The 19,331-nt window shown below is 54.0% G+C and carries 12 protein-coding genes; 9 read left to right on the top strand and 3 right to left on the bottom strand.

Annotated elements, in window-relative coordinates; translation table 11 throughout:
- Window positions 1-263: 263 nt before the first annotated feature.
- Together ACFOLF_RS12790 and ACFOLF_RS12785 are read right to left on the bottom strand one after the other, a co-directional pair.
- Window positions 264-1,811 (bottom strand): MDR family MFS transporter, encoded by a 1,548-nt coding sequence (locus ACFOLF_RS12790; protein ID WP_210045228.1) that lies wholly within the window; start codon window positions 1,809-1,811, stop codon window positions 264-266.
- A 141-nt stretch (window positions 1,812-1,952) separates the two neighbouring features.
- Window positions 1,953-3,170, bottom strand: coding sequence for an AI-2E family transporter (locus tag ACFOLF_RS12785; RefSeq protein WP_210045227.1), 1,218 nt, complete (start codon window positions 3,168-3,170; stop codon window positions 1,953-1,955).
- A 189-nt stretch (window positions 3,171-3,359) separates the two neighbouring features.
- Between ACFOLF_RS12785 and ACFOLF_RS12780 the strand changes: the two genes are divergently transcribed.
- Both ACFOLF_RS12780 and ACFOLF_RS12775 read left to right on the top strand, forming a co-directional pair.
- Window positions 3,360-4,475, top strand: a complete 1,116-nt coding sequence (locus ACFOLF_RS12780) for a PQQ-dependent sugar dehydrogenase (RefSeq protein WP_210045226.1) — start codon at window positions 3,360-3,362, stop codon at window positions 4,473-4,475.
- 168 nt (window positions 4,476-4,643) lie between these two features.
- The gene (locus tag ACFOLF_RS12775) at window positions 4,644-5,768 is read left to right on the top strand and encodes an N-acetylmuramoyl-L-alanine amidase (RefSeq protein WP_210045225.1); all 1,125 of its coding nucleotides are present in this window, start codon (window positions 4,644-4,646) and stop codon (window positions 5,766-5,768) included.
- Window positions 5,769-6,157: 389 nt separating this feature from the next.
- Here ACFOLF_RS12775 and ACFOLF_RS12770 read toward each other — a convergent pair whose 3' ends face one another.
- The gene (locus ACFOLF_RS12770) at window positions 6,158-7,213 is read right to left on the bottom strand and encodes a LacI family DNA-binding transcriptional regulator (RefSeq protein ID WP_210045224.1); all 1,056 of its coding nucleotides are present in this window, start codon (window positions 7,211-7,213) and stop codon (window positions 6,158-6,160) included.
- A 436-nt stretch (window positions 7,214-7,649) separates the two neighbouring features.
- Here ACFOLF_RS12770 and ACFOLF_RS12765 point away from each other — a divergent pair, with 436 nt between their 5' ends.
- From ACFOLF_RS12765 to ACFOLF_RS12735, 7 genes are all read left to right on the top strand, one after another.
- Window positions 7,650-9,080, top strand: a complete 1,431-nt coding sequence (locus ACFOLF_RS12765) for an L-fucose/L-arabinose isomerase family protein (protein WP_210045223.1) — start codon at window positions 7,650-7,652, stop codon at window positions 9,078-9,080.
- Between the two features lie 3 nt (window positions 9,081-9,083).
- The gene (locus tag ACFOLF_RS12760) at window positions 9,084-9,953 is read left to right on the top strand and encodes a transketolase (protein ID WP_210045222.1); all 870 of its coding nucleotides are present in this window, start codon (window positions 9,084-9,086) and stop codon (window positions 9,951-9,953) included.
- On the top strand, window positions 9,937-10,887 hold the full coding sequence (locus ACFOLF_RS12755; RefSeq protein ID WP_210045221.1) for a transketolase family protein: 951 nt from the start codon (window positions 9,937-9,939) through the stop codon (window positions 10,885-10,887). The genes ACFOLF_RS12760 and ACFOLF_RS12755 overlap by 17 nt, the downstream gene beginning before the upstream one ends.
- On the top strand, window positions 10,884-12,440 hold the full coding sequence (locus tag ACFOLF_RS12750) for an FGGY family carbohydrate kinase (RefSeq protein ID WP_210045220.1): 1,557 nt from the start codon (window positions 10,884-10,886) through the stop codon (window positions 12,438-12,440). The genes ACFOLF_RS12755 and ACFOLF_RS12750 overlap by 4 nt, the downstream gene beginning before the upstream one ends.
- A gap of 1,056 nt (window positions 12,441-13,496) precedes the next feature.
- A complete protein-coding gene (locus ACFOLF_RS12745) occupies window positions 13,497-14,411 on the top strand; it encodes a nucleoside hydrolase (RefSeq protein WP_379113592.1) in 915 nt (304 codons plus the stop codon).
- A gap of 15 nt (window positions 14,412-14,426) precedes the next feature.
- On the top strand, window positions 14,427-17,174 hold the full coding sequence (locus ACFOLF_RS12740; RefSeq protein WP_210045219.1) for a family 78 glycoside hydrolase catalytic domain: 2,748 nt from the start codon (window positions 14,427-14,429) through the stop codon (window positions 17,172-17,174).
- Between the two features lie 177 nt (window positions 17,175-17,351).
- A complete protein-coding gene (locus tag ACFOLF_RS12735; RefSeq protein WP_210045218.1) occupies window positions 17,352-19,175 on the top strand; it encodes a sensor histidine kinase in 1,824 nt (607 codons plus the stop codon).
- Window positions 19,176-19,331: the final 156 nt, after the last annotated feature.

The raw sequence follows: 19,331 nt of genomic DNA, 5'->3' as shown, positions 1-19,331 counted from the left end.
GTAATTTATTAAACTCAACAGGTGATAGTGTTAAATATGAAATAATCTTTATTACCAGAAATTTGCTATCGAATTATAATATATTATGCATATATTGGGAGGGTTTTTGTATGCTATACATTTTTCATGAATAATAAGCGAATTTTCTCATTGAAATGGACCACAAAAAAAAGTGGCTGAGCAGGCGATCACCTTGTTCAACCACTTTCTTTTTCAATTCTTTTGAGCTGCCTTCTGCAGCGAGCCGGCGATAGCGCCAGCTTTTAATGCGTCGCGCTGGAGCCTTGGCCTTCGCTTGCGGGATCCATTTTGTCCCGGCCCATGGCAAAGGCTGCGAAGAAGGCGAGGGCGGCCGGAATGATTGCCCAGGCGAAAGTATGCGTGATCGAGGACGAGAGCGCAATCGATATTTTGTCCAGCACCTGCTCCGGGATATTGGCCCGCAGCTCCGGCGACAAGAGGGCATGAGGGTCGCTCAAGTCTATGCCTTCCGGTATCTGAGCCTCGCCGCTGCCGCTTCCCCCGGCAAAGGATTCACTCATCCTGTTCATAAACAAATGACTCTGAATTATGCCGAAGACCGTGATGCCGAGCGTCATGCCAAGCGAACGGAGGAAATTCAGCGTGGCGCTGGCGGAGCCGCGCTGCCGGGCACTCACGGAATGAATCGCCGCATTGCTCAGCACGGAGAAGGAAGCGCCGATGCCAAGACCTACAAGCACCATATATACACGGATTATGAGCTTGGAGGAATCGGGGCCGATCGTCGTGAGCAGCGCCACACCCGCTGCAAGCAATGCCAGAGTCGGCAGCATAATGGAGCGGTAGCTGGTTTTGGTCAGCAGCGTACCGCCAAGGGTTGCCGTTACGACAGAACCTACCATCATAGGGAGAAGGACCAGACCGGAGTTGGTTGCTTTGCCTCCCAGAACGCCCTGGATGAAGATCGGAATATAGACGGAGGCTGTTATGAACGCCGCTCCGCTGAGCAGGGCCATCACATTGCTGGAAGCATACAGCTTGTCTTTGAACATGGCAAAGGAGATAATCGGCTCCTTGGCGCGCGTCTCGGCGAACAGAAACAGCAGGGCCAGCACGACGAAAACAGCGAACAAACCAAGTATCATTGCGGAATCCCAGGCGTATTGCTTGCCTCCGAGCTCGAGCGCGAACATCAGGCAGACGATGCCGCCGACAAGCGTAAATGCGCCAAGCCAGTCGATTTTTTGCTGTGAATGCTCATGGGATTCCTTGTAGAATAAAGCAACCATCAGGAAAGCGATAATGCCAAGCGGCAGATTAATATAGAACACCCATTCCCAGGCGATATAGTCCGTTATGTAAGCGCCCAGGAGCGGCCCGAAGATGCTGGAGAGGCCAAATACCGCCCCGAACAATCCGCCCAGCTTGCCCCGTTTCTCAAGAGGCACGGCATCGAACATGATGGTGAAAGCGATCGGGATAAGCGCGCCGCCGCCGATGCCTTGAATCGCGCGGTAGATACTGAGCTCTACGATCGTTGTGGCTGTACCGCATAGAATAGAGCCCAGCATGAAGACCAGAATACCGAAGATAAAGAATTTCTTGCGTCCGTACATATCCGATAATTTACCGAATATCGGCATGCCGGCCATTTCGGCAACCATATAAGCCGATGTGACCCATACGAATTTGTCCAGGCCGCCCAGCTCCCCGACAATCGTTCCCATAGCCGTAGCGACAATCGTGTTGTCCATGGAAGCCATGAGAATACCGAGCAGCAGACCGGCAAGAACGATCCCCACCTTATTTCCTTGCGCTGTTGTTGTCATTTTCTTTGAACGCCTCACTCATCTTAAGATTTCTTTTTCTTTTTGCCATCTCTCACTTGTCTGCTTCATTATAGACGAAGACCCCTGACAACAGGGTGTCAGGGAACTTCGTCTACGAAAAATAATTTCAGCCGTTTCGGGTTATTCTTGCTGCTCGGATTCAGGCGAGGGGCTGTTTTTGCTCAGCATAATGCCGCTTTTTGTGGTGGATTCCTGAAGATCGTCAGGTGGATACAAGCCGGAGCGCAGCTGGATCCAGTGGAAGACATGGGTGCAGATCACCTTGAGCACGGCATAGCCGGGAACGGCGACAATAATGCCGAGAATGCCGAACAGATTGCCGGCTGTCAGAATGACGAAGATGATGGTGACCGGATGAATACGCAGCGTCTTCCCCATAATTTGCGGCGAGATGAATTTGCCTTCAACCAGCTGAACTATGGTCCAGACGACGACCATCTTGAGCAGCATGGCCGGCGATGTCACCGTCGCCACAATAAGCGCAGGGGTTATCGCGATTACGGGCCCCAGATAAGGAACGATGCTCGTACAGGCAGCCATAATCGCAAGCACCAGTGAATATTCCAGCCCGATGATCAGGTATCCGATGTACAAAAGACCGCCGATACAGAAGCTGACAATAATCTGTCCCCGAATATAGGAGGCGATCTGATCATTCATCTCCACCATGACACGCCGGGTTTCCTTGCGCAGTCCTGTAGGAATGAACTGCAGAATGAAACGGGGGAGATCGCGGCCGTTCTTGAGCAGGTAAAACAAGATGAAAGGAAGCGTCACAGCCGCAAGCACAACCTCGGTCACCACACCCAAAACCCCGCCGATCCGGGTCCAGGCGTTGGCGAAGAAATCGGATGCCCGCGAAGTGATGGTCTTCGTCAAATCGGCAGTATGGAAACCAAGTGTTGCCTGGACTTCGCTGAAGAAGTCGCTGCCGGTCCACTGTTTGATTTTTTGCTGGGCATCTTCGCTGTAGTCTGGTATATTTTCTATCAAGCTCGTAATTTGGTTGCGGATAAGCGGAATAACAGCCACAACCGCGATGACAATCAAACTGATAATCAGCAGGTAAAGAATCAGAATCCCGTAAATCCGTTTGATTCCTCTGCGCTCCATGTCGTCGACCAACGGATTGACCAGATAGTAGACGACGCCGGAAAGAATCAGGGGCAGCACAACGGTCTTGATCAGCGCAATGAGCGGGTTGAAGATGTAGGACACGTGATTAAAGATCATAATGTTAAGTCCAATTAACAATAGAACAAATAAAAATAGCACAAAGCGGTTATTCAAGAATAAATAGCGAAACCGCTCCGACCAAACACGCGAACGCTCCGGCATGCAACCAATTCCCCTCTTCTTGCGTTAATAACATCATGTTTATTTCATCTCTATGATGTTTCTCCTATTATTGCACATTAGCCTATCGTCCAAACGCAAATTTATACCCGTATGATCAGTTTTGCAAACAATTAACTGCTGGAGGGAGAAGATTAACGTCCAAAACACCAACAAACGGAGGTATCGATCATGTTAAAAGCAAAGACGATGATGTGCGGTGTCCTGTTGACGATGATGCTTACAGCTTGCGGGAATGAATCGAACCGCGCCGCCAATCCGGCGGAGCCTATCGATGTGGATCGGCAGACGAGCCGGGCCGAAGGGGATGGGGGAGCAGGCTATGAAGTGCTGGCGGAGGGGCTGCAATCGCCGTGGGCAATTGATTTTAGCGGGGATCTCATCTATGTCAGCGAGCGCGATGGCGCTATCGTACAGATCAAGGACGGGCAGATGACAAGGCAAAAGCTGCAGCTGAGCAATCCCGTGAAGCAGGAGGGCGAGGGAGGACTGCTGGGCTTTGTGCTGGCCGCTGATTTCGCCTCCACGAAGCAGGCCTACATTTATTATACCTATGAGCAAAATAGTGAATTATTCAACCGGATAGCCGTAATCCGGGAGAATGGGGAGGCCGGCTGGCTGGAGGAGCGCATATTGCTTGACGGGATACCCGGCGCGTCAAACCATGACGGGGGCCGGCTGGCAGTCGGGCCGGACAACCATCTGTACATCACGACAGGCGACGCGCAGCGTGAAGAGAATGCCCAGGATCTGAACAGTCTGGCAGGTAAAATATTGCGGATGAAGACGGACGGCTCCGTGCCGGAGGATAACCCTTTTGAGAATTCCTATGTATACAGCTATGGTCACCGCAATCCGCAGGGGCTTGCCTGGAATGATCAAGGGGAGCTGTACAGCTCTGAGCATGGTCCGTCCGCGGTTCCGGGCGGCCATGATGAATTGAACCGGATTGAGCCCGGTCTTAATTACGGCTGGCCTGAGGTGATTGGCGATGAGACTAAGGAAGGAATGACACCACCCGTCTATCATACCGGAGACAGTACGCTTGCTCCCTCCGGGATGACGGCGAATGCTGAGGGTGAGTGGCTGGTGACGGGACTTCGCGGCGAATCGCTGCTCAAATTCTCGCCTGATGCGTCCACGAACGAAGTGGTTGTGAGAAGCGAGGGCCGTCTGAGAGATGTCAAAATTCATGACGGGGCTGTCTACGTGATTACTAACAACACGGATGGCCGCGGAAATCCGGCCGGGCAGGATGACAGGCTGCTGCGTTTGACAAACGGATGAAGAAAGGCGGCCTGAAAGCGCTTAATATATGGGCTGTTTGCCTGTGATTCTCTTATTTTTCTCTATCAGAATCAGGAATTGTAAAGATTTAGTCTCCAAGAATCCGGTAAATGCTGGTATACTAATAATCCTACGGCTCTATTAAAACGAATACTAAAGGGGACCTCTATGAAAAAAATTGGATATCTGGCAATTTTGATCTGTGTGCTGTTTAGTATTTCATCCATCATCCCGGCTTCGGCGAAAGCTGATGAAAGCTACACGGCCAAGGTCGTCATTAATTTACTTAACGTACGCAGCGAGGCTTCTCTGAAAGGGAACATTGTAGGCGCCTTGAAGAACGGCCAGCTGGTGAGTGTCTCCAAGGAAGACGATTATGGCTGGCTGCAGATCAATTCCGGCAAGGTTTCGGGCTGGGTGGCAGGCTATTATTTGAAGAAGGTTGACGGCACGGTCCAAACTTCAGAAGCGTCCAAGACACAACTGAAGACAGAACCGAAGAAAACTGCCAAACAAACAGAAGCTACTGTTACTGCCGATTCGTTACGAATCCGCTCAGGTGCAGGAACGAAGTACGAGGTTGTGGGCGGTCTCGCCAAAGGCCAGCAGGTTGCCATTATGGGCAGCCAGAGCGGCTGGGTGAAGATCCAGACTTCGAACGGACAGGCAGGATGGGTATCTGACCGATATATCAGCGGAGGCTCCGGCAATTCCGTCGTATCCACGAGCCATTCCTCCAAGAGTTCAAACGGGCTTCACGGAAAAACGATTGTCGTGGATCCCGGGCATGGCGGAGATGATCCGGGAATGATCGGCACGACGCAGAAAACGATGGAGAAGGATCTGACGCTGAGCACCTCGTTCTATCTGGAGCAAGAGCTCCGCGCCCGCGGGGCAAGCGTCGTCATGACGAGAACGAAGGACAAGGAAAAGCCGAGTCTCGGAGAGAGGGTTCAAATTAGCGGATCCGCCCATGCAGACGCATTCATCAGCATTCATTATAATTCTTCCGAAACCAAGGCATCGGGAACGCTCAGCTTTTATTATTCGGAGTCCAAGGACAGGCCTCTGGCCAGAGCGATCGAATCCCGGCTTGCCGACGGGATGGAGCTGGACAGCAACGGCATTTCGTTTGGCGACTACCATGTGCTGCGCGAGAATGGTACTCCCTCCGCTCTGATTGAGCTGGGATTCCTGTCCAACAAGAAGGACGAGTCCCTTGTCCGAAAATCCGGCTATCAGCAGGAAGCGGCAGCGGCGATTGCCAAGGGAATTGAAGATTATTTCGATTGATTGTTGCTATAGCTGACCGATTGCATTTTAAGGGCCGTGACTTCCAAAATACACTTTTGGAAATCACGGCCCTTTTCATGTCTATCCGCTCGCCTGTGCAACACTCTGCGGATATCGATAAGCGACAAACGTCAGACCTGCTTGCAACACTTGCGAGTCTCGACAAGTGACAAACGTCAGACCTGCTTGCAACACTTGCGAGTCTCGACAAGCGACAAGCGGTAAACCTGCTTGCAACACTTGCGAGTCTCGACAAGTGACAAGCGGTAAACCTGCTTGTAACACTTGCGAGTCTCGACAAGTGACAAGCGGTAAACCTGCTTGTAACACTTGCGAGTCTCGACAAGAAGTTTCGCATGCGCAGCCTGTCTATTGGTTCAGAGGCCTTTCTAGGCTTTGGCTTCCGAGAGAACCGCCGGCGCACTGCAGGACAGCCGCTCAATGAACTTTGTATCCACCGCCGTCTTGATTTTGACCCCGCGAATGCCGTCAATGGAATCAATAAGCAGATCTACAGCCATGCGGGCCAGCTGCTCCTTGTCGACATGAATGGTCGTCAGCTCCGGCGTGACAATAACGGACTCGCTAATGTTGTCAAAGCCGATCACAGAGATATCCTCCGGAATCCGGAAGCCGAGCTCGGTCAGCGTCTTCATTGCGCTGATCGCAATATAATCGCATTCGCAGAACAAGGCTGTCGGCAGCTTGCCGCCCTCCTGAATATAACCCTCCAGCTGCTTGCGCATTGCCTCCTGAGAAGAAAGTATCGTAGGCGCGACATAGAAGGTATGATCCTCCGCCACACTGAGCCCGCGCTCGGCCAGCGATGCCATAAACCCCCGCCTGCGCGCATCAAAATTATGAATGCGCACATCCGAAGCCACATAACCGATTTCGCGGTGGCCGATGTCGCACAAGTAAGTTCCCGCCTGATAAGCGCCCATCACATTGTTGATTTCCAGAAAATGAACAGGCAGTGTCTCGAAGCAGGTATCGAGCACAACGAGATTCGGCCATTTGTCCGCCAGACTCTCTACGCTGTGACGGTCCAGATTCGTACCCAGCAGGATGACGCCGCTGGTCTGGTTCTCATCCGCAATCGACTGGACATCGCTGTCGAAGGATTCCATATCCACAGAGGAAAATACCAGCGAATATCCCTTCTGGCGGCAGCGCTCTTCGATAAAATGAATCAATTCCCGAAAGAAAGGCTGCTGGTAATATTTCTCCAGGACGATTCCGGAATTGGAAAATACAAGGAACAGCAGGGATCGGCCGCTTCGATCCGCCGGCTGGCTTTTTGCTTTGAGAGTGTAGCCTTGGTCCCGGGCGATTTGAAGAATTCTCTCGCGGGTCTCCGGACCGATGCCGGGCTTGCCGCTGAGCGCGAGAGAAACGGCGGATTTGGATACCTGGGCCAGCTTGGCGATATCTTCCATTTTCACAACAGGTTACTCCATTCCTGATTAAGCTTTCGTTTATGAAGATTTAGTTGAGTTTAGTGTACAACGTTTTATGACAACTTTGCAAGATGGAACTAAACTAATTACGTGTTGTTTAGTTTATGCAGTTTAATAAATGATCGAATTTACTAAATAATCGTATTGACGGAGCTAAAAACCGGTGATAGGATGAGTTTGAGGAGAAAGTGAAAGTGGATTTGTTAAATCTGTGGAGTAATAATGATGATTGTGTTCAGTTAAATTATTTAGTTATTTTTCTTGATTGTTTAATTTTGTTTAGTGGATCTGAGGCAGAAAAGTTATTGGATGCATCAGAGAGCATTTCGTAACTTGTAATGTTCTGAAGTTTACTGGAGATGAATCTTTCTCCGCGCCAAGGTTACTGCATGGCATCATAAGCAGAAGGAGACCGCCATTAATGAAAAAATTAAAGCTGGGTTACGCGCCTACCCGCCGTTTCGTGTTTAGCGCCGAGGATGCCTTCAAGTATAAGGTGCTTATCCGCGAGAAAATACAATCCTTCGGCATGGATATCGAGATTGTCGATCTTGAGGGGCTGAATGAGGAAGGGCTTCTGTACAACGATAATATCGGGGCCGATCTGATAACCGACCGGTTCCGTCAGGAGAAGGTGGATGCGGTATTTTTTCCGCACTGCAATTTCGGGACCGAGGATACGGTTGCCCGTGTGGCCAAGGCGCTTGGCAAGCCGGCGCTGCTCTGGGGACCGCGTGACGAGGCTCCGCTGGAGGATGGCATGCGTCTGCGCGATACCCAGTGCGGGCTGTTCGCGACAGGCAAGATTTTGCGCCGCTTCAATGTCCCTTACACCTATGTGACCAACAGCCGGGTGGATGATCCGGTATTTGAGCGGGGCTTCAAAAATTTCGTCGCCGCCTCGAACGTGGTCCGGCATTTCCGCTCGCTGCGGATTCTGCAGATTGCCCCGCGACCCGCATCGTTCTGGACGATGATGGTCAATGAAGGCGAGCTGCTGGAGCGCTTCGGCATCGAGATCCATCCCATTACGCTGGTGGATATCACAAGAGCCGCGCAGCGTCAGGAGAAGAAGAACAGCAGCGAAATGCTGGAGGCTGTGGACTTCATCCGCTCCCGGATGGATATTACCGAGGTGACTGATGATGATGTGCGGCGCGTGGCTGCGCTGAAGGTGGCGATGAAGCAGTTTGCCGTCGAAACCGGCAGCAGCGCGATCGCGATCCAGTGCTGGTCTTCTCTGCAGGAAGCGATCGGCATCATGCCGTGTCTGGCCAATGCGCTGCTCACCGATGAACAGATCCCGGTTACCTGCGAAACGGATATTCATGGTGCGATTACCTCCATCATGGTGCAATCCGCAGCGATGAACGAGGCGCCGACCTTTTTCGCCGATCTGACGATCCGCCATCCGGAGAATGCCAACGGCGAGCTGCTGTTCCACTGCGGCAACTTCCCGGTCTCGCTGTCCGTGGAGGAGAAACCGAAGCTGCGCAAGCATTTTCTGTTCGACGATCATTCTCCGGGGACCCATGAGGGCGAAATCCGCGGCGGCGATATGACGCTTGCCCGCTTCGACGGCGACCATGGCGAATATTCGCTGTTTCTGGGCAAGGCGCGCGGCATTCAGGGACCTTTTACACGGGGATCCTATGTCTGGGTGGAAGTCAACGATTGGCCGCTGTGGGAAGAGAAGCTGGTTACCGGTCCTTATGTTCATCATTCCGTAGGCATTCATGCGAACGTTATCCCGCCTCTGTATGAGGCATGCAATTATATTCCAGGTCTGACGCCTGATCCGGTGGATCCGACGGAAGCGCAAATCCGGGCGTGGCTGAGAGGAAGTGTCTAAAACATGACAGCAACAGTGGAGCTCAAACGCAAATCGCTGCAGATTCGCATGGACCTGCTTCGCATCATCCATCGGGCCAAGATGGGGCACACAGGCGGCTCGCTCAGCAACACGGATGTGCTGACAACGCTTTATTACAGCGTCATGCGGCATGATCCGAAGAATCCGAAATGGCAAGGCCGCGACCGTTTTATTGCCAGCAAGGGCCACTCGGTGGAATCATTGTGGTGCATACTGGCCGATCTGGGCTATTTTCCAAAAGAAGAGCTTGAAACCTACTGCCAGTTCGGCACGCGGCTGATCGGGCATCCCAACAACAAAGTGCCGGGTATCGAGATGAACACCGGCGCGCTGGGGCATGGCTTATCCGTCTCGGTCGGCATGGCGCTGGCAGGAAAGAAGGACCAGCGGGATTACCGGGTGTTCTGTCTGATGGGCGACGGGGAGCAGGCGGAAGGCTCCGTGTGGGAGGCGGCTATGGCAGGCGCGCATTACGGGCTGGATAATTTGATCGGTATGGTGGACCGCAACCGTCTGCAGATTAGCGGCAGCACGGAGGATGTGATGGGGATGGATCCGCTGGACAGCAAGTGGGAAGCTTTCGGCTGGCGGGTGGAGCAAATTGACGGCCATGATTTCGGGCAGCTGCAGCGTTCGCTTTCGCAAGCACCGCAGGAGAAGGGCAAGCCAACCATGCTAATTCTCAACACGGTCAAAGGCAAAGGGATTTCCTTCGCCGAGAACCGCCCGGAATGGCATCACCATGTGCCGAATGACGAGCAGCTGCGGCTGGCTATTGAAGAGCTGGAGGCGGCGCTTGGCGCGCTGGCACCGGAAACAGAAAGGAGCGGAGCCCATGCAAACCATTCCTAATCGGCAGATTATGTGCGAAACGCTGCTGGAGCTTGCCCAAGAGGATCGGGATATTATGGTGCTGGCCAGCGATTCGCGCGGATCGGCCGCTATGGCGCCGTTCGCCAAGGCCTTCCCCGAGCAGTTTGTGGAAACAGGCATCGCCGAGCAAAATATTGTCGGCATCGCGGCAGGTCTCGCGCACAGCGGCAAAAAGCCTTTCGTTACTTCGCCTGCCTGTTTCCTCAGCATGAGAAGCATCGAGCAGGTGAAGGTTGACGTGGCTTATTCGGCCACGAACGTCAAGCTTGTCGGCATTAGCGGCGGCGTCAGCTACGGAGCGCTTGGCATGTCCCATCATTCCCTGCAGGATTTCGCGGTCATGCGGGCGATACCTGGACTCACAGTTGTGGTTCCGGCTGACCGTCACGAGACGAAAGCGATGACCAGGGCATTAGCCGGCCATGAGGGCGGAGCTTATGTGCGCATTGGGCGCAACCCCGTTGAGGATGTTTATGAATCGGACGATTATGAGTTCCAGCTCGGCAAAGCCGTGCAGATGAAGGCAGGCAGCGATATTACGCTGATTGCCGTAGGCGAAACCGTGCGCATTGCGCTGGATGCCGCTGCGCTGCTGGAGAAGGACGGCATTCATGCACGCGTGCTCAACATGCACACGATCAAACCGCTCGATGAGGCGGCTATTGTGGCGGCAGCTTCAGAGACGGGTGCCATTATTACGCTGGAGGAGCACAGCATCTTCGGCGGACTCGGTGCCGCCGTTGCGGAAGTAACCGCGGGCAGCAGACCCGTTCCGGTCCGGATTCTGGGAATTCCCGATGAACCGGCGATTGCGGGCAAGACGTCGGAAATTTTTGACCACTATGGCCTCAGTGCCGGTAATGTAAGATCGATCGCCCAGGAGATGGTTCAGGCCATGGTGAGCCAGGGATGACGGTTAGTCCGGCTGAGTATGAACAGGCGGGAGAGCCCGTGTACCTGCTGACCGTGGATCAGAGCACAACAGCGACCAAGGCGATCGTAACGGATCGCGGTGGAAGAATTGTCGGCCGCTGCTCGAAGATTCACAGGCAAATCTATCCGCGCGAAGGCTGGGTGGAGCATGATCCGCTGGAGCTGTATGAGAATGTGAAAGCGTCGATCCGGGGAGTGGTGGAGGAAGCGGGGGTCCCGCTTCATCTGATCGCCGGCATCACCATCACCAACCAGCGGGAAACCGCGCTTATATGGGACCGTGTGAGTGGACTCCCGGTCGGCAATGCCGTCGTCTGGCAGTGCCGGCGAACGGCCGATTACTGCGACCGCTTGAAGCGTGAAGGGCATGAAGCTCTTGTGCAGGCCAAGACGGGACTGCCGCTGGACCCGTATTTCTCCGCCAGCAAATGGCGATGGCTGCTGGAGCATGCCGATCCTGCTGTTCCGAAGGAACGGCTGCTGGCCGGCACGGTGGACAGCTGGTTGATCTGGAAGCTGACTGGAGGGCGTGTCCACGCAACGGATTATACCAATGCGAGCCGCACGCAGTTGTTCAACATTCATACGCTGAGCTGGGATGCTGAGCTGGCTGCGTTGTTCGGCATCCCGCTCGGTATGCTGCCCGAGGTGCGTATGAGTGACAGCGGATATGGATTCATTGCCGATGCGGCTTTGTTGCCGCTTGAAGTAGAAATGCCTATTGCAGGTGTGATCGGTGACTCGCAGGCGGCGTTGTTCGGACAGCAGTGTACAAAGCCGGGAATGGCGAAGGGAACCTATGGCACAGGAACATCTGTCCTGATGCATATCGGCACGCAGCCGATTATGCCGGGCAGAGGCCTGGTACTGGCTGTTGCCTGGGGATTGAACGGAAGCATTGAATACGCGCTGGAAGCGGTAATTCATTCAACTGGCGACTGCCTGAACTGGGCCCGCGACCAGATGGGGCTTTATCAGACCTTTGAAGAGCTGGAGCAAGCCATCACTTCTGTAGACGGGGCAGGCGGCGTGTACCTGGTGCCGGCTTTTGTCGGGCTTGGGGCGCCGCATTGGAATCCGCATGCCAGGGCCGCGATTATGGGGATGAACCGCTCGACAGACCGGCGGCATATTCTAAGGGCTGCTCTGGAGAGCATCGCGTATCAGGTTGCAGGCGCGGTCCGGCTGCTTGAGGAGGAGACGGGAATGCCGCTCAGCGAGCTGCGTGTGGATGGCGGCGCTACTGCCAACGGTCTCTTGATGCAGCTTCAGGCGGATCTGCTGGATGCCCCTGTCGCCCTTCCGGAGGCGGCGGAATTATCCGCTCTGGGCTCTGCCTATATGGGCGGCCTTGCTCTCGGGTTCTGGTCCGGTTCCGATGAGATAGCCGGCTTCTATCGGCAAAATCAAATCTTTGGCCCGCGGATGGAAGCCGATAAGCGCCGGGAGCTGATGGGCGGCTGGAACGCCGCAGTAGCGGGTGTCCTCGCAGCCGAAGAGGCGGGCCGTAGCAGCGGTGCAGCACCGCAGTAACTGGGCAGCTGGCAGCCGAAGTAGCAAGCCGTAGCAGCGGACTTCAGCAGCTGGAGCGCTGGCAGCCGAAGAAGCAGACCGTAGCGCGTAGCGGCCTGCCGCCCCACTGGCTGGCCTGCTGGCAGCTGAAGAAACAAGCCGTAGCGGCGAACTGCCGCAGTAAGAGGTATGCTGGCAGCCGCAAAAACATGCTAGAACGTTGAAGTGCCTTCTAGAGGCTGAGTAAGTGGCCGGTAAACGTTGAAACGCCGCAGTAGTTGGCGTGCTGACGGCCGAAGAAGCAAGCCAAGGCGGCGCACCACACTGTGGTGGAGAAAAATAGCGATTTATTAGCTTGTATTCTTGAATGCGATACGAAGCCAGCTGTTTGCCTGGTAAGTCGGGTAAGCGCAGATCGGGATGAAATCCCGATCTGCTTGAGTATCCACTCAAGCGAGCAAGCTTGGATAATAGTGGGGAGTATTCGCCACAACACGGTTTTTACTTCTTGCGGTGAAGATTGCTGATGTACAGTGGCTGCAGGGAGGATTTTCCTTGCTGGAGCAGCCTTTTGCACCTTTCAAGCACTATATGCCAGATGCAGTAAGGTTTTTTCTTCTTACACGGGATATCCCGAGGGCTGAGGTGCACATAAGAAGGATATTCCTTATTAGAGCAGCAATTTGAGCTTTGCGAGTACTGTCATTGCAGACAGTACCCCTCATCCAAGTTCTGGACGTCGATATTTACCAACATGTTGATTTTACAATGATTAAAGGCGAAGCGGGAGGAAGCATTCTGGAGAAACGAAGTGTTCGCCTTTGTCCGCGGGATTTCCACCATTAGAGGATTCATACATTCAAGGAAATCTGGGGACAACAGCGATCACCGACAAGTGACAAGCTATTCACCTGCTTGCAGCACATGCGGATTTCGGAAGAAACTCCCGCATGCGCAGCAATGTTTTTTATTCCGTGGTTTTCCATAAGTATTGCTACTGTTAAGACACATGTTTGTTACAGCTGTCCTTATGAACTTTCCAATTGAAGGCCAGAATTGTGAAGAGGGGAATGGATCATGATGAACTTTCCGTACGAGGTTCCGGAGTCCAAGAAAATCCGCCTGATCGTCAATACCGATGCTTGCAATGAAGCCGATGACCAATACGCGATTGCCCACGCGCTGCTGACGCCGAGATTCCGGATTGCCGGCCTGATTGGCGCGCATTTCGGCACCCGGAGCGCAACCTCCATGGAGGATTCCTATGCGGAGATTCAGAAGATGCTGAAGATCATGCAAATGGAGCAGCAAGTCGGCGTGTACAAAGGGGCGGAAGCCGCTCTTCCGGATGAAGTGACAGCGCTTCCCTCCCAAGGCTCCGAGCTGATCATACGGGAGGCAATGAAGGATGATCCCGCTCCGCTGTTTGTGATTTTTCTGGGCCCTCTGACCGATATGGCCTCTGCCTACCTCCAGGAGCCGCAGATTGCCGGGCGACTGACTGCGGTGTGGATTGGAGGGGGCGTCTATCCCGAGGGATCGGATGAATTTAATTTGGGCAATGATATTGCGGCGGCCAATGTGGTTTTCCGATCGCCGATCCCGCTGTGGCAGGTGCCGAAAAATGTTTATTCCATGATCCGTGTCAGTCTGGCTGAGCTGGCCGTGAAGGTCATGCCGCATGGAGAATTGGGCGCTTATTTGTTTCAGCAGCTGGTAGAGTTTAATATGAAGTGGGGAGACAAACCCTCCTGGCCCAAAGGCGAGATATGGATGCTGGGCGATTCCCCTGCTGTGTCGCTGCTGTTGGATGATCATGCCTTCGAATATGATCTGCGTGAAGCACCGTATATCCTGCCGAATATGCGTTATGAATTCGGCCATAGCGGCAGGGACATTCGTGTCTACCGTTATGTGGATGCCCGCTTCACCCTTGAGGATCTGTATGCCAAGCTGGAATTGTTTCATCGATACAACAAGCTGAACGCTTAAGGAGGACTTTCTATTATGCCCATTCGGGTTACAGTTTGCAAAACGGAATATGCCATCAACCCCCTTGGGCTTGATGTTCTGGAGCCGCGCCTTTTCTGGCGCGTAGCCGCCACTCAGAATGCCACGGTTCAAAGCGCTTATCAGGTGCTGGTCGCCGAATCGGAAGATAGCCTGAATCAGGATCAGGGTACGATGTGGGACAGCGGCAAGGTGGCCTCCAGCGAATCTATCCATATTGTCTACAAAGGCAAGCCGCTTCAGGAGGAAGGCCGTTATTACTGGAAGGTCCGCGTTTGGGACGGCAAGGATCAGCCTTCAGAGTGGAGTGTAATCTCCTTCTGGACGATGGGCCTGCTGTCGCGTGATGCCTGGAAAGCCAAATGGATCGGCCGCAAAGCGCAGCCGGATCTGGAGTTCCAGCCTTCGCCCTATTTGCGCAAAACCTTTACGCTGCGGGGCAAGGTGCGCCGCGCATCCGCCTATGCGACAGCGCTTGGCGTATACGAACTGTTCATCAACGGTGAGCGCGTCAGCTCGCTGTTCGCGCCGGGCTGGACGGATTACGATACCCGCGTTCAGGTTCAGACCTATGACGTCACTCATCTGCTTGAGGAAGGTCCCAATGCCGCAGGCGTCATTCTCGGAGACGGCTGGTATGCCGGCACGGTTGGCTTTCTTGGCAAGCATGTTTACGGCGAGCGGCCTTTTGGCCTGCTGCAAATTAATATTGAATATGAGGACGGCACCCGGGAGAGCATCGCAACGGACGGCACCTGGAAAACCTCGAGTGGTCCCATTGCCTACTCCGATATGATCAAGGGTGAAACCTACGATGCCCGCCAGGAGCTGCAGGGCTGGAGCTATGCGGAGTATAACGATGCGATGTGGGAGCAGCCGGATGTGCGCTCCGGCTACAATGGACTGCTCGTATCGGCTGTAGAACCTCCCATACGGATCACCAAGACGATCAAGCCGGTTGATATCTGCAAAACGGCAGCCGGTACTTACATTTATGATATGGGTCAGAATATGGTCGGCTGGACAGAAGTGAAGGTGAAGGGCAAACGGGGCACGAAAATCACGCTCAGCCATGCCGAGATGCTGAATCCGGATGGAACCTTGTATCTGGATAACCTTCGCGTGGCGGTGCAGCAGGATCATTATATTCTCAAGGGAGAAGGCGAAGAGCGTTATGAGCCGCACTTTACTTTTCACGGCTTCCGCTATGTAGAGCTGATCGGTTATCCCGGAGAGCCTGGGGAAGATACGATTATCGGGAAAGTCATCCATTCCGATACACCGGAGAATGGACGTCTGGAGACGTCAGACCCCATGATCAATAAATTATATTCCAATATTACCTGGGGCCAGCGCGGCAACTTCCTGTCGGTGCCGACGGATTGTCCGCAGCGCGACGAGCGGCTGGGCTGGACGGGCGATGCCCAGATTTTTGCCCGGACGGCTTCGTACAATATGGATGTCTCGCGCTTTTTCACCAAGTTTATCGGGGATATGATCGATTCCCAGCAGCCGTCGGGCGCATTTACGGATGTCGCTCCGGATGCGGGCTGGATCCGCCACAAAATGTGGAATACCCGCCTGAACTGGTTTGCGCCGGATAATGCCGGTTGGGGAGACGCCGGAGTCGTTATTCCCTGGACGCTTTATCTGATGTACGGGGATGTCCGCATTCTGGAAACCCACTATGACGCCATGGTGCGCTGGGTGGAATATTTGCGCCAGAGCACGGATAAACTGATCCGGCCGGATTATGCGAATTACGGCGATTGGCTCTCGATCAAGGCGGACACGCCGAACGAGGTGCTGGCTACGGCTTACTTCGCATATAGTACCAGACTGCTTGCGAACATTGCCGGCGTGCTGGGCAAGCACGGGGACGAGAGACGCTACAGCGGGCTTTTCTCGGATATCGGCGAAGCCTTCCGCGGCGCATTCGTTGATGAGGAAGGCCGCATTCACGGCGAAACGCAGACGGTATACGTGCTGGCGCTGCAGTTTGGCCTGCTGACGGAGGAGCTGCGGCAGAAGGCGGTCCGCCATCTGGTCGATAATATCCGGAGCAACGGCGACCGTCTGTCGACGGGCTTCCTCGGAGTCGGTTACCTGCTGCCGGCATTGACGGATAACGGACAGCTGGATACGGCCTATACGCTGCTGCAGCAGGAGGCTTTTCCATCCTGGATGTATTCCATCAAGCATGGCGCCACGACGATTTGGGAGCGCTGGGACGGATGGACGGAGGAGAACGGCTTCCAGACTCCGGGGATGAATTCGTTCAACCATTATTCGCTTGGCTCCGTCGGCGAGTGGATGTTCCGGTATATGGGAGGCATTGAAGCCGATCCCGGCAAGCCGGCCTTCCGCCACACGATCATACGTCCGCAGCCGGGCGGGAAGCTGACCCGGGTCAATGCCCAATACGAATCCCTGTACGGTACAGTTGCGACAGAATGGCATTTGAACGAGGAAGGGCATTTCCGCTTGTCCGTGCGGATACCAGCCAACACAACGGCTTCCGTTCATGTGCCGGGCCGCAATATCCGTCTGGTGGACGCTCCCGATGCCATTGGCGCACCGGCGCTTGGCGGACAAGCGCTTGGACTGGCAACGGCAGACCGCGGACCGGATGCCGTAAGCAACAGTCTGGTTGGATGCGAGCTTGTAGCCGAATCCGAAACCGGCTCGGAATATCATATCGGCTCGGGACAATTTACTTTTTTAAGCGAGCTGAACAGCATTTAAGGCAGAATAGTTTGAAACAAGCCAGAGTCTTATAAAGAGGATCGCAAGCGTAAGCTGCGCCGCCTGTTTGGGCTCTGGCTGTTTTTTTCGGAATGTATAAGTTTCAGAGGACGGCGACAGCCGGTTCTTCCAGATTGTTGTGACAGCGGTTTCTTTTTTTGAAGGAGGCTTCCCCCCATGCTGAATCTAAAGCGGGAACGGTGGCTGTCGGGTCGAATCCGCCCCTTCTTTTCCCGGCTCCGCACGCGCCTGCTGCTTAGTTATTTTGTCATCATTTTATTATGTATTGCCCTGGTAGGCGCGGTGTCCTTCTATATCTCCTATCAAACGATGGCGGAGCGGGTGGAGTCGGCCAGTCTGCAGATTATTCGCCAAATCGAGAACAATATGGATAATGATTTTCACAGCAAACGCAATATATTGCTGGCTCCTTATTACACGCAGGAATACATCGACGGCATTAACGCCTACCGGGAAATGAGCGAGGAAAACAAGTTTCTTTTCCGCCAGGAGCTGGGCAATTTATTCCTCAAGAGCTTTAACATTACGCCGATCCGCGATTTCATCCGCTTCCAGATCTATTACAGCGGGGGCGAGCTTATGGGAGCTTCGGATGATTTCAAGCCGGAAAGCGCCGCACAGGTGCGGAATTCGGAATGGTATCTGCGCACCGTGATGAAGGACGGAGAGGTGTTCTTCAGCGGAGAGGTCGGAGACAGCGCGCCGGGCGCCGCCAAGCAAACCGCATACTCTTCATCCATTCTCATTCGTGACTTCTCCAATCCCGACCGGTTCATTGTGGTCCGTGTGGAGTATGCCGCTGATCTGTTCAGCAGTATCGGGCAGAATGACGGGCTTTCGCCGCACAGCAGCATTTTGATTCTGGATGAAAATAACAAGCTCGTGTACGCCTCGGCTGACAGCTCGCAATATGAGTCCGATACCGCACTTCTCAGCCGGATGAACGATGATACAGGGAAGTTCTGGTATAAGAAGAATGACAAGGACGACCTGCTCGTCTCGTATACCCGTTCGGCCTACTCGGACTGGAAAGCCGTGCTGGTCATGCCGCGAAGTGACATTACCGGTCCGCTCAACCGGATCAAGACAACCGTTATCGCTACCGCCATTATCGCATTTGTCGTTACCTTTCTGATCTCGCTGCTGTTCGGGCGCAGCATAACAAGGCCGATCCTGAACGTCTACAAAACCGTAAACCGGATCAAGCGGGGGGACTTCTCCATCCGTCTGGAGGTGGGGCGCAATGACGAAATCGGCAGAATCGCCAGCAATTTCAACGCGATGCAGGATGAGCTGCAGCATCTGATTGAAACCAAATACATGAACCAGATCAAGCTTCAGGAAGTGGAGCTGGCCATGCTCTATTCGCAGATCAATCCCCACTTCCTGTATAACACGCTGGACAGCATTCGGGCCATGTCCGATTACTATAAAGTCAATGATATCGGCGAGATGGCCCAGGCGCTCGCGGATATGTTCCGCTACAACACGAAAACCGGCGACGAAATCGTCACGCTCCAGGAGGAGCTGGTGCAGATTGACGCCTATATGAAAATCCAGGGCATCCGCTTCGAGGACAAGATTGCTTACGAGCTGGATATCGAAGAGGATGCATACCGTTTCCCCCTGCTGAAAATGACCCTGCAGCCGCTGGTGGAAAACGCCGTCTTCCACGGCATCGAGCGCAAGCGGGGCAAAGGCACCATCCGCATCTGTGCAGCGGCTGCAGGGGAGCGGCTCCGCCTCACGGTCAGCGACGACGGAGTCGGCATATCCGAGAAGCGGCTGGGCGAGCTTCGCACCAGGCTGGGCCACCCGCTTCATCAGGAGCCGTTCACAGCCTCGGCGGCTGAAGGAGGAATCGGAATCGGCAATGTATATGCCAGATATGCGATCCGCTATGGCGCTCATTTCGAGTTCTCGATCGAGAGCAGGAAGGGGACAGGAACAACGATTACTCTGTTATTCCCCGAGGCTTGACGGAGGCATCGGGGAAATAAACAGCTGCAGGCCTCCGGCAAAAGTAAGAATATTCAACATTTTGGGTCAAAATCGTGGATAGGGCGGGGGAAAGCGCTTCCTTATAATGAGGATGTAAGCGATCTCAACTATCGAGAGGGTGTCCAAATTGAGAAA

The organism is Paenibacillus sepulcri, from assembly GCF_042647105.1.
Classification (GTDB): Bacteria; Bacillota; Bacilli; order Paenibacillales; family Paenibacillaceae; genus Paenibacillus_Z; species Paenibacillus_Z sepulcri.
The sequence above is the reverse complement of the archived record's forward strand: the minus strand, read 5'-3'. Positions and strand labels throughout refer to the sequence as shown.

Coding starts and splice junctions, on each gene's coding strand:
- ACFOLF_RS12790 (WP_210045228.1), bottom strand. CDS start 1,811: ATGACAACAACAGCGCAAGGAAATAAGGTGGGGATCGTTCTTGCCGGT.
- ACFOLF_RS12785 (WP_210045227.1), bottom strand. CDS start 3,170: ATGCCGGAGCGTTCGCGTGTTTGGTCGGAGCGGTTTCGCTATTTATTC.
- ACFOLF_RS12780 (WP_210045226.1), top strand. CDS start 3,360: ATGTTAAAAGCAAAGACGATGATGTGCGGTGTCCTGTTGACGATGATG.
- ACFOLF_RS12775 (WP_210045225.1), top strand. CDS start 4,644: ATGAAAAAAATTGGATATCTGGCAATTTTGATCTGTGTGCTGTTTAGT.
- ACFOLF_RS12765 (WP_210045223.1), top strand. CDS start 7,650: ATGAAAAAATTAAAGCTGGGTTACGCGCCTACCCGCCGTTTCGTGTTT.
- ACFOLF_RS12760 (WP_210045222.1), top strand. CDS start 9,084: ATGACAGCAACAGTGGAGCTCAAACGCAAATCGCTGCAGATTCGCATG.
- ACFOLF_RS12755 (WP_210045221.1), top strand. CDS start 9,937: ATGCAAACCATTCCTAATCGGCAGATTATGTGCGAAACGCTGCTGGAG.
- ACFOLF_RS12750 (WP_210045220.1), top strand. CDS start 10,884: ATGACGGTTAGTCCGGCTGAGTATGAACAGGCGGGAGAGCCCGTGTAC.
- ACFOLF_RS12745 (WP_379113592.1), top strand. CDS start 13,497: ATGATGAACTTTCCGTACGAGGTTCCGGAGTCCAAGAAAATCCGCCTG.
- ACFOLF_RS12740 (WP_210045219.1), top strand. CDS start 14,427: ATGCCCATTCGGGTTACAGTTTGCAAAACGGAATATGCCATCAACCCC.
- ACFOLF_RS12735 (WP_210045218.1), top strand. CDS start 17,352: ATGCTGAATCTAAAGCGGGAACGGTGGCTGTCGGGTCGAATCCGCCCC.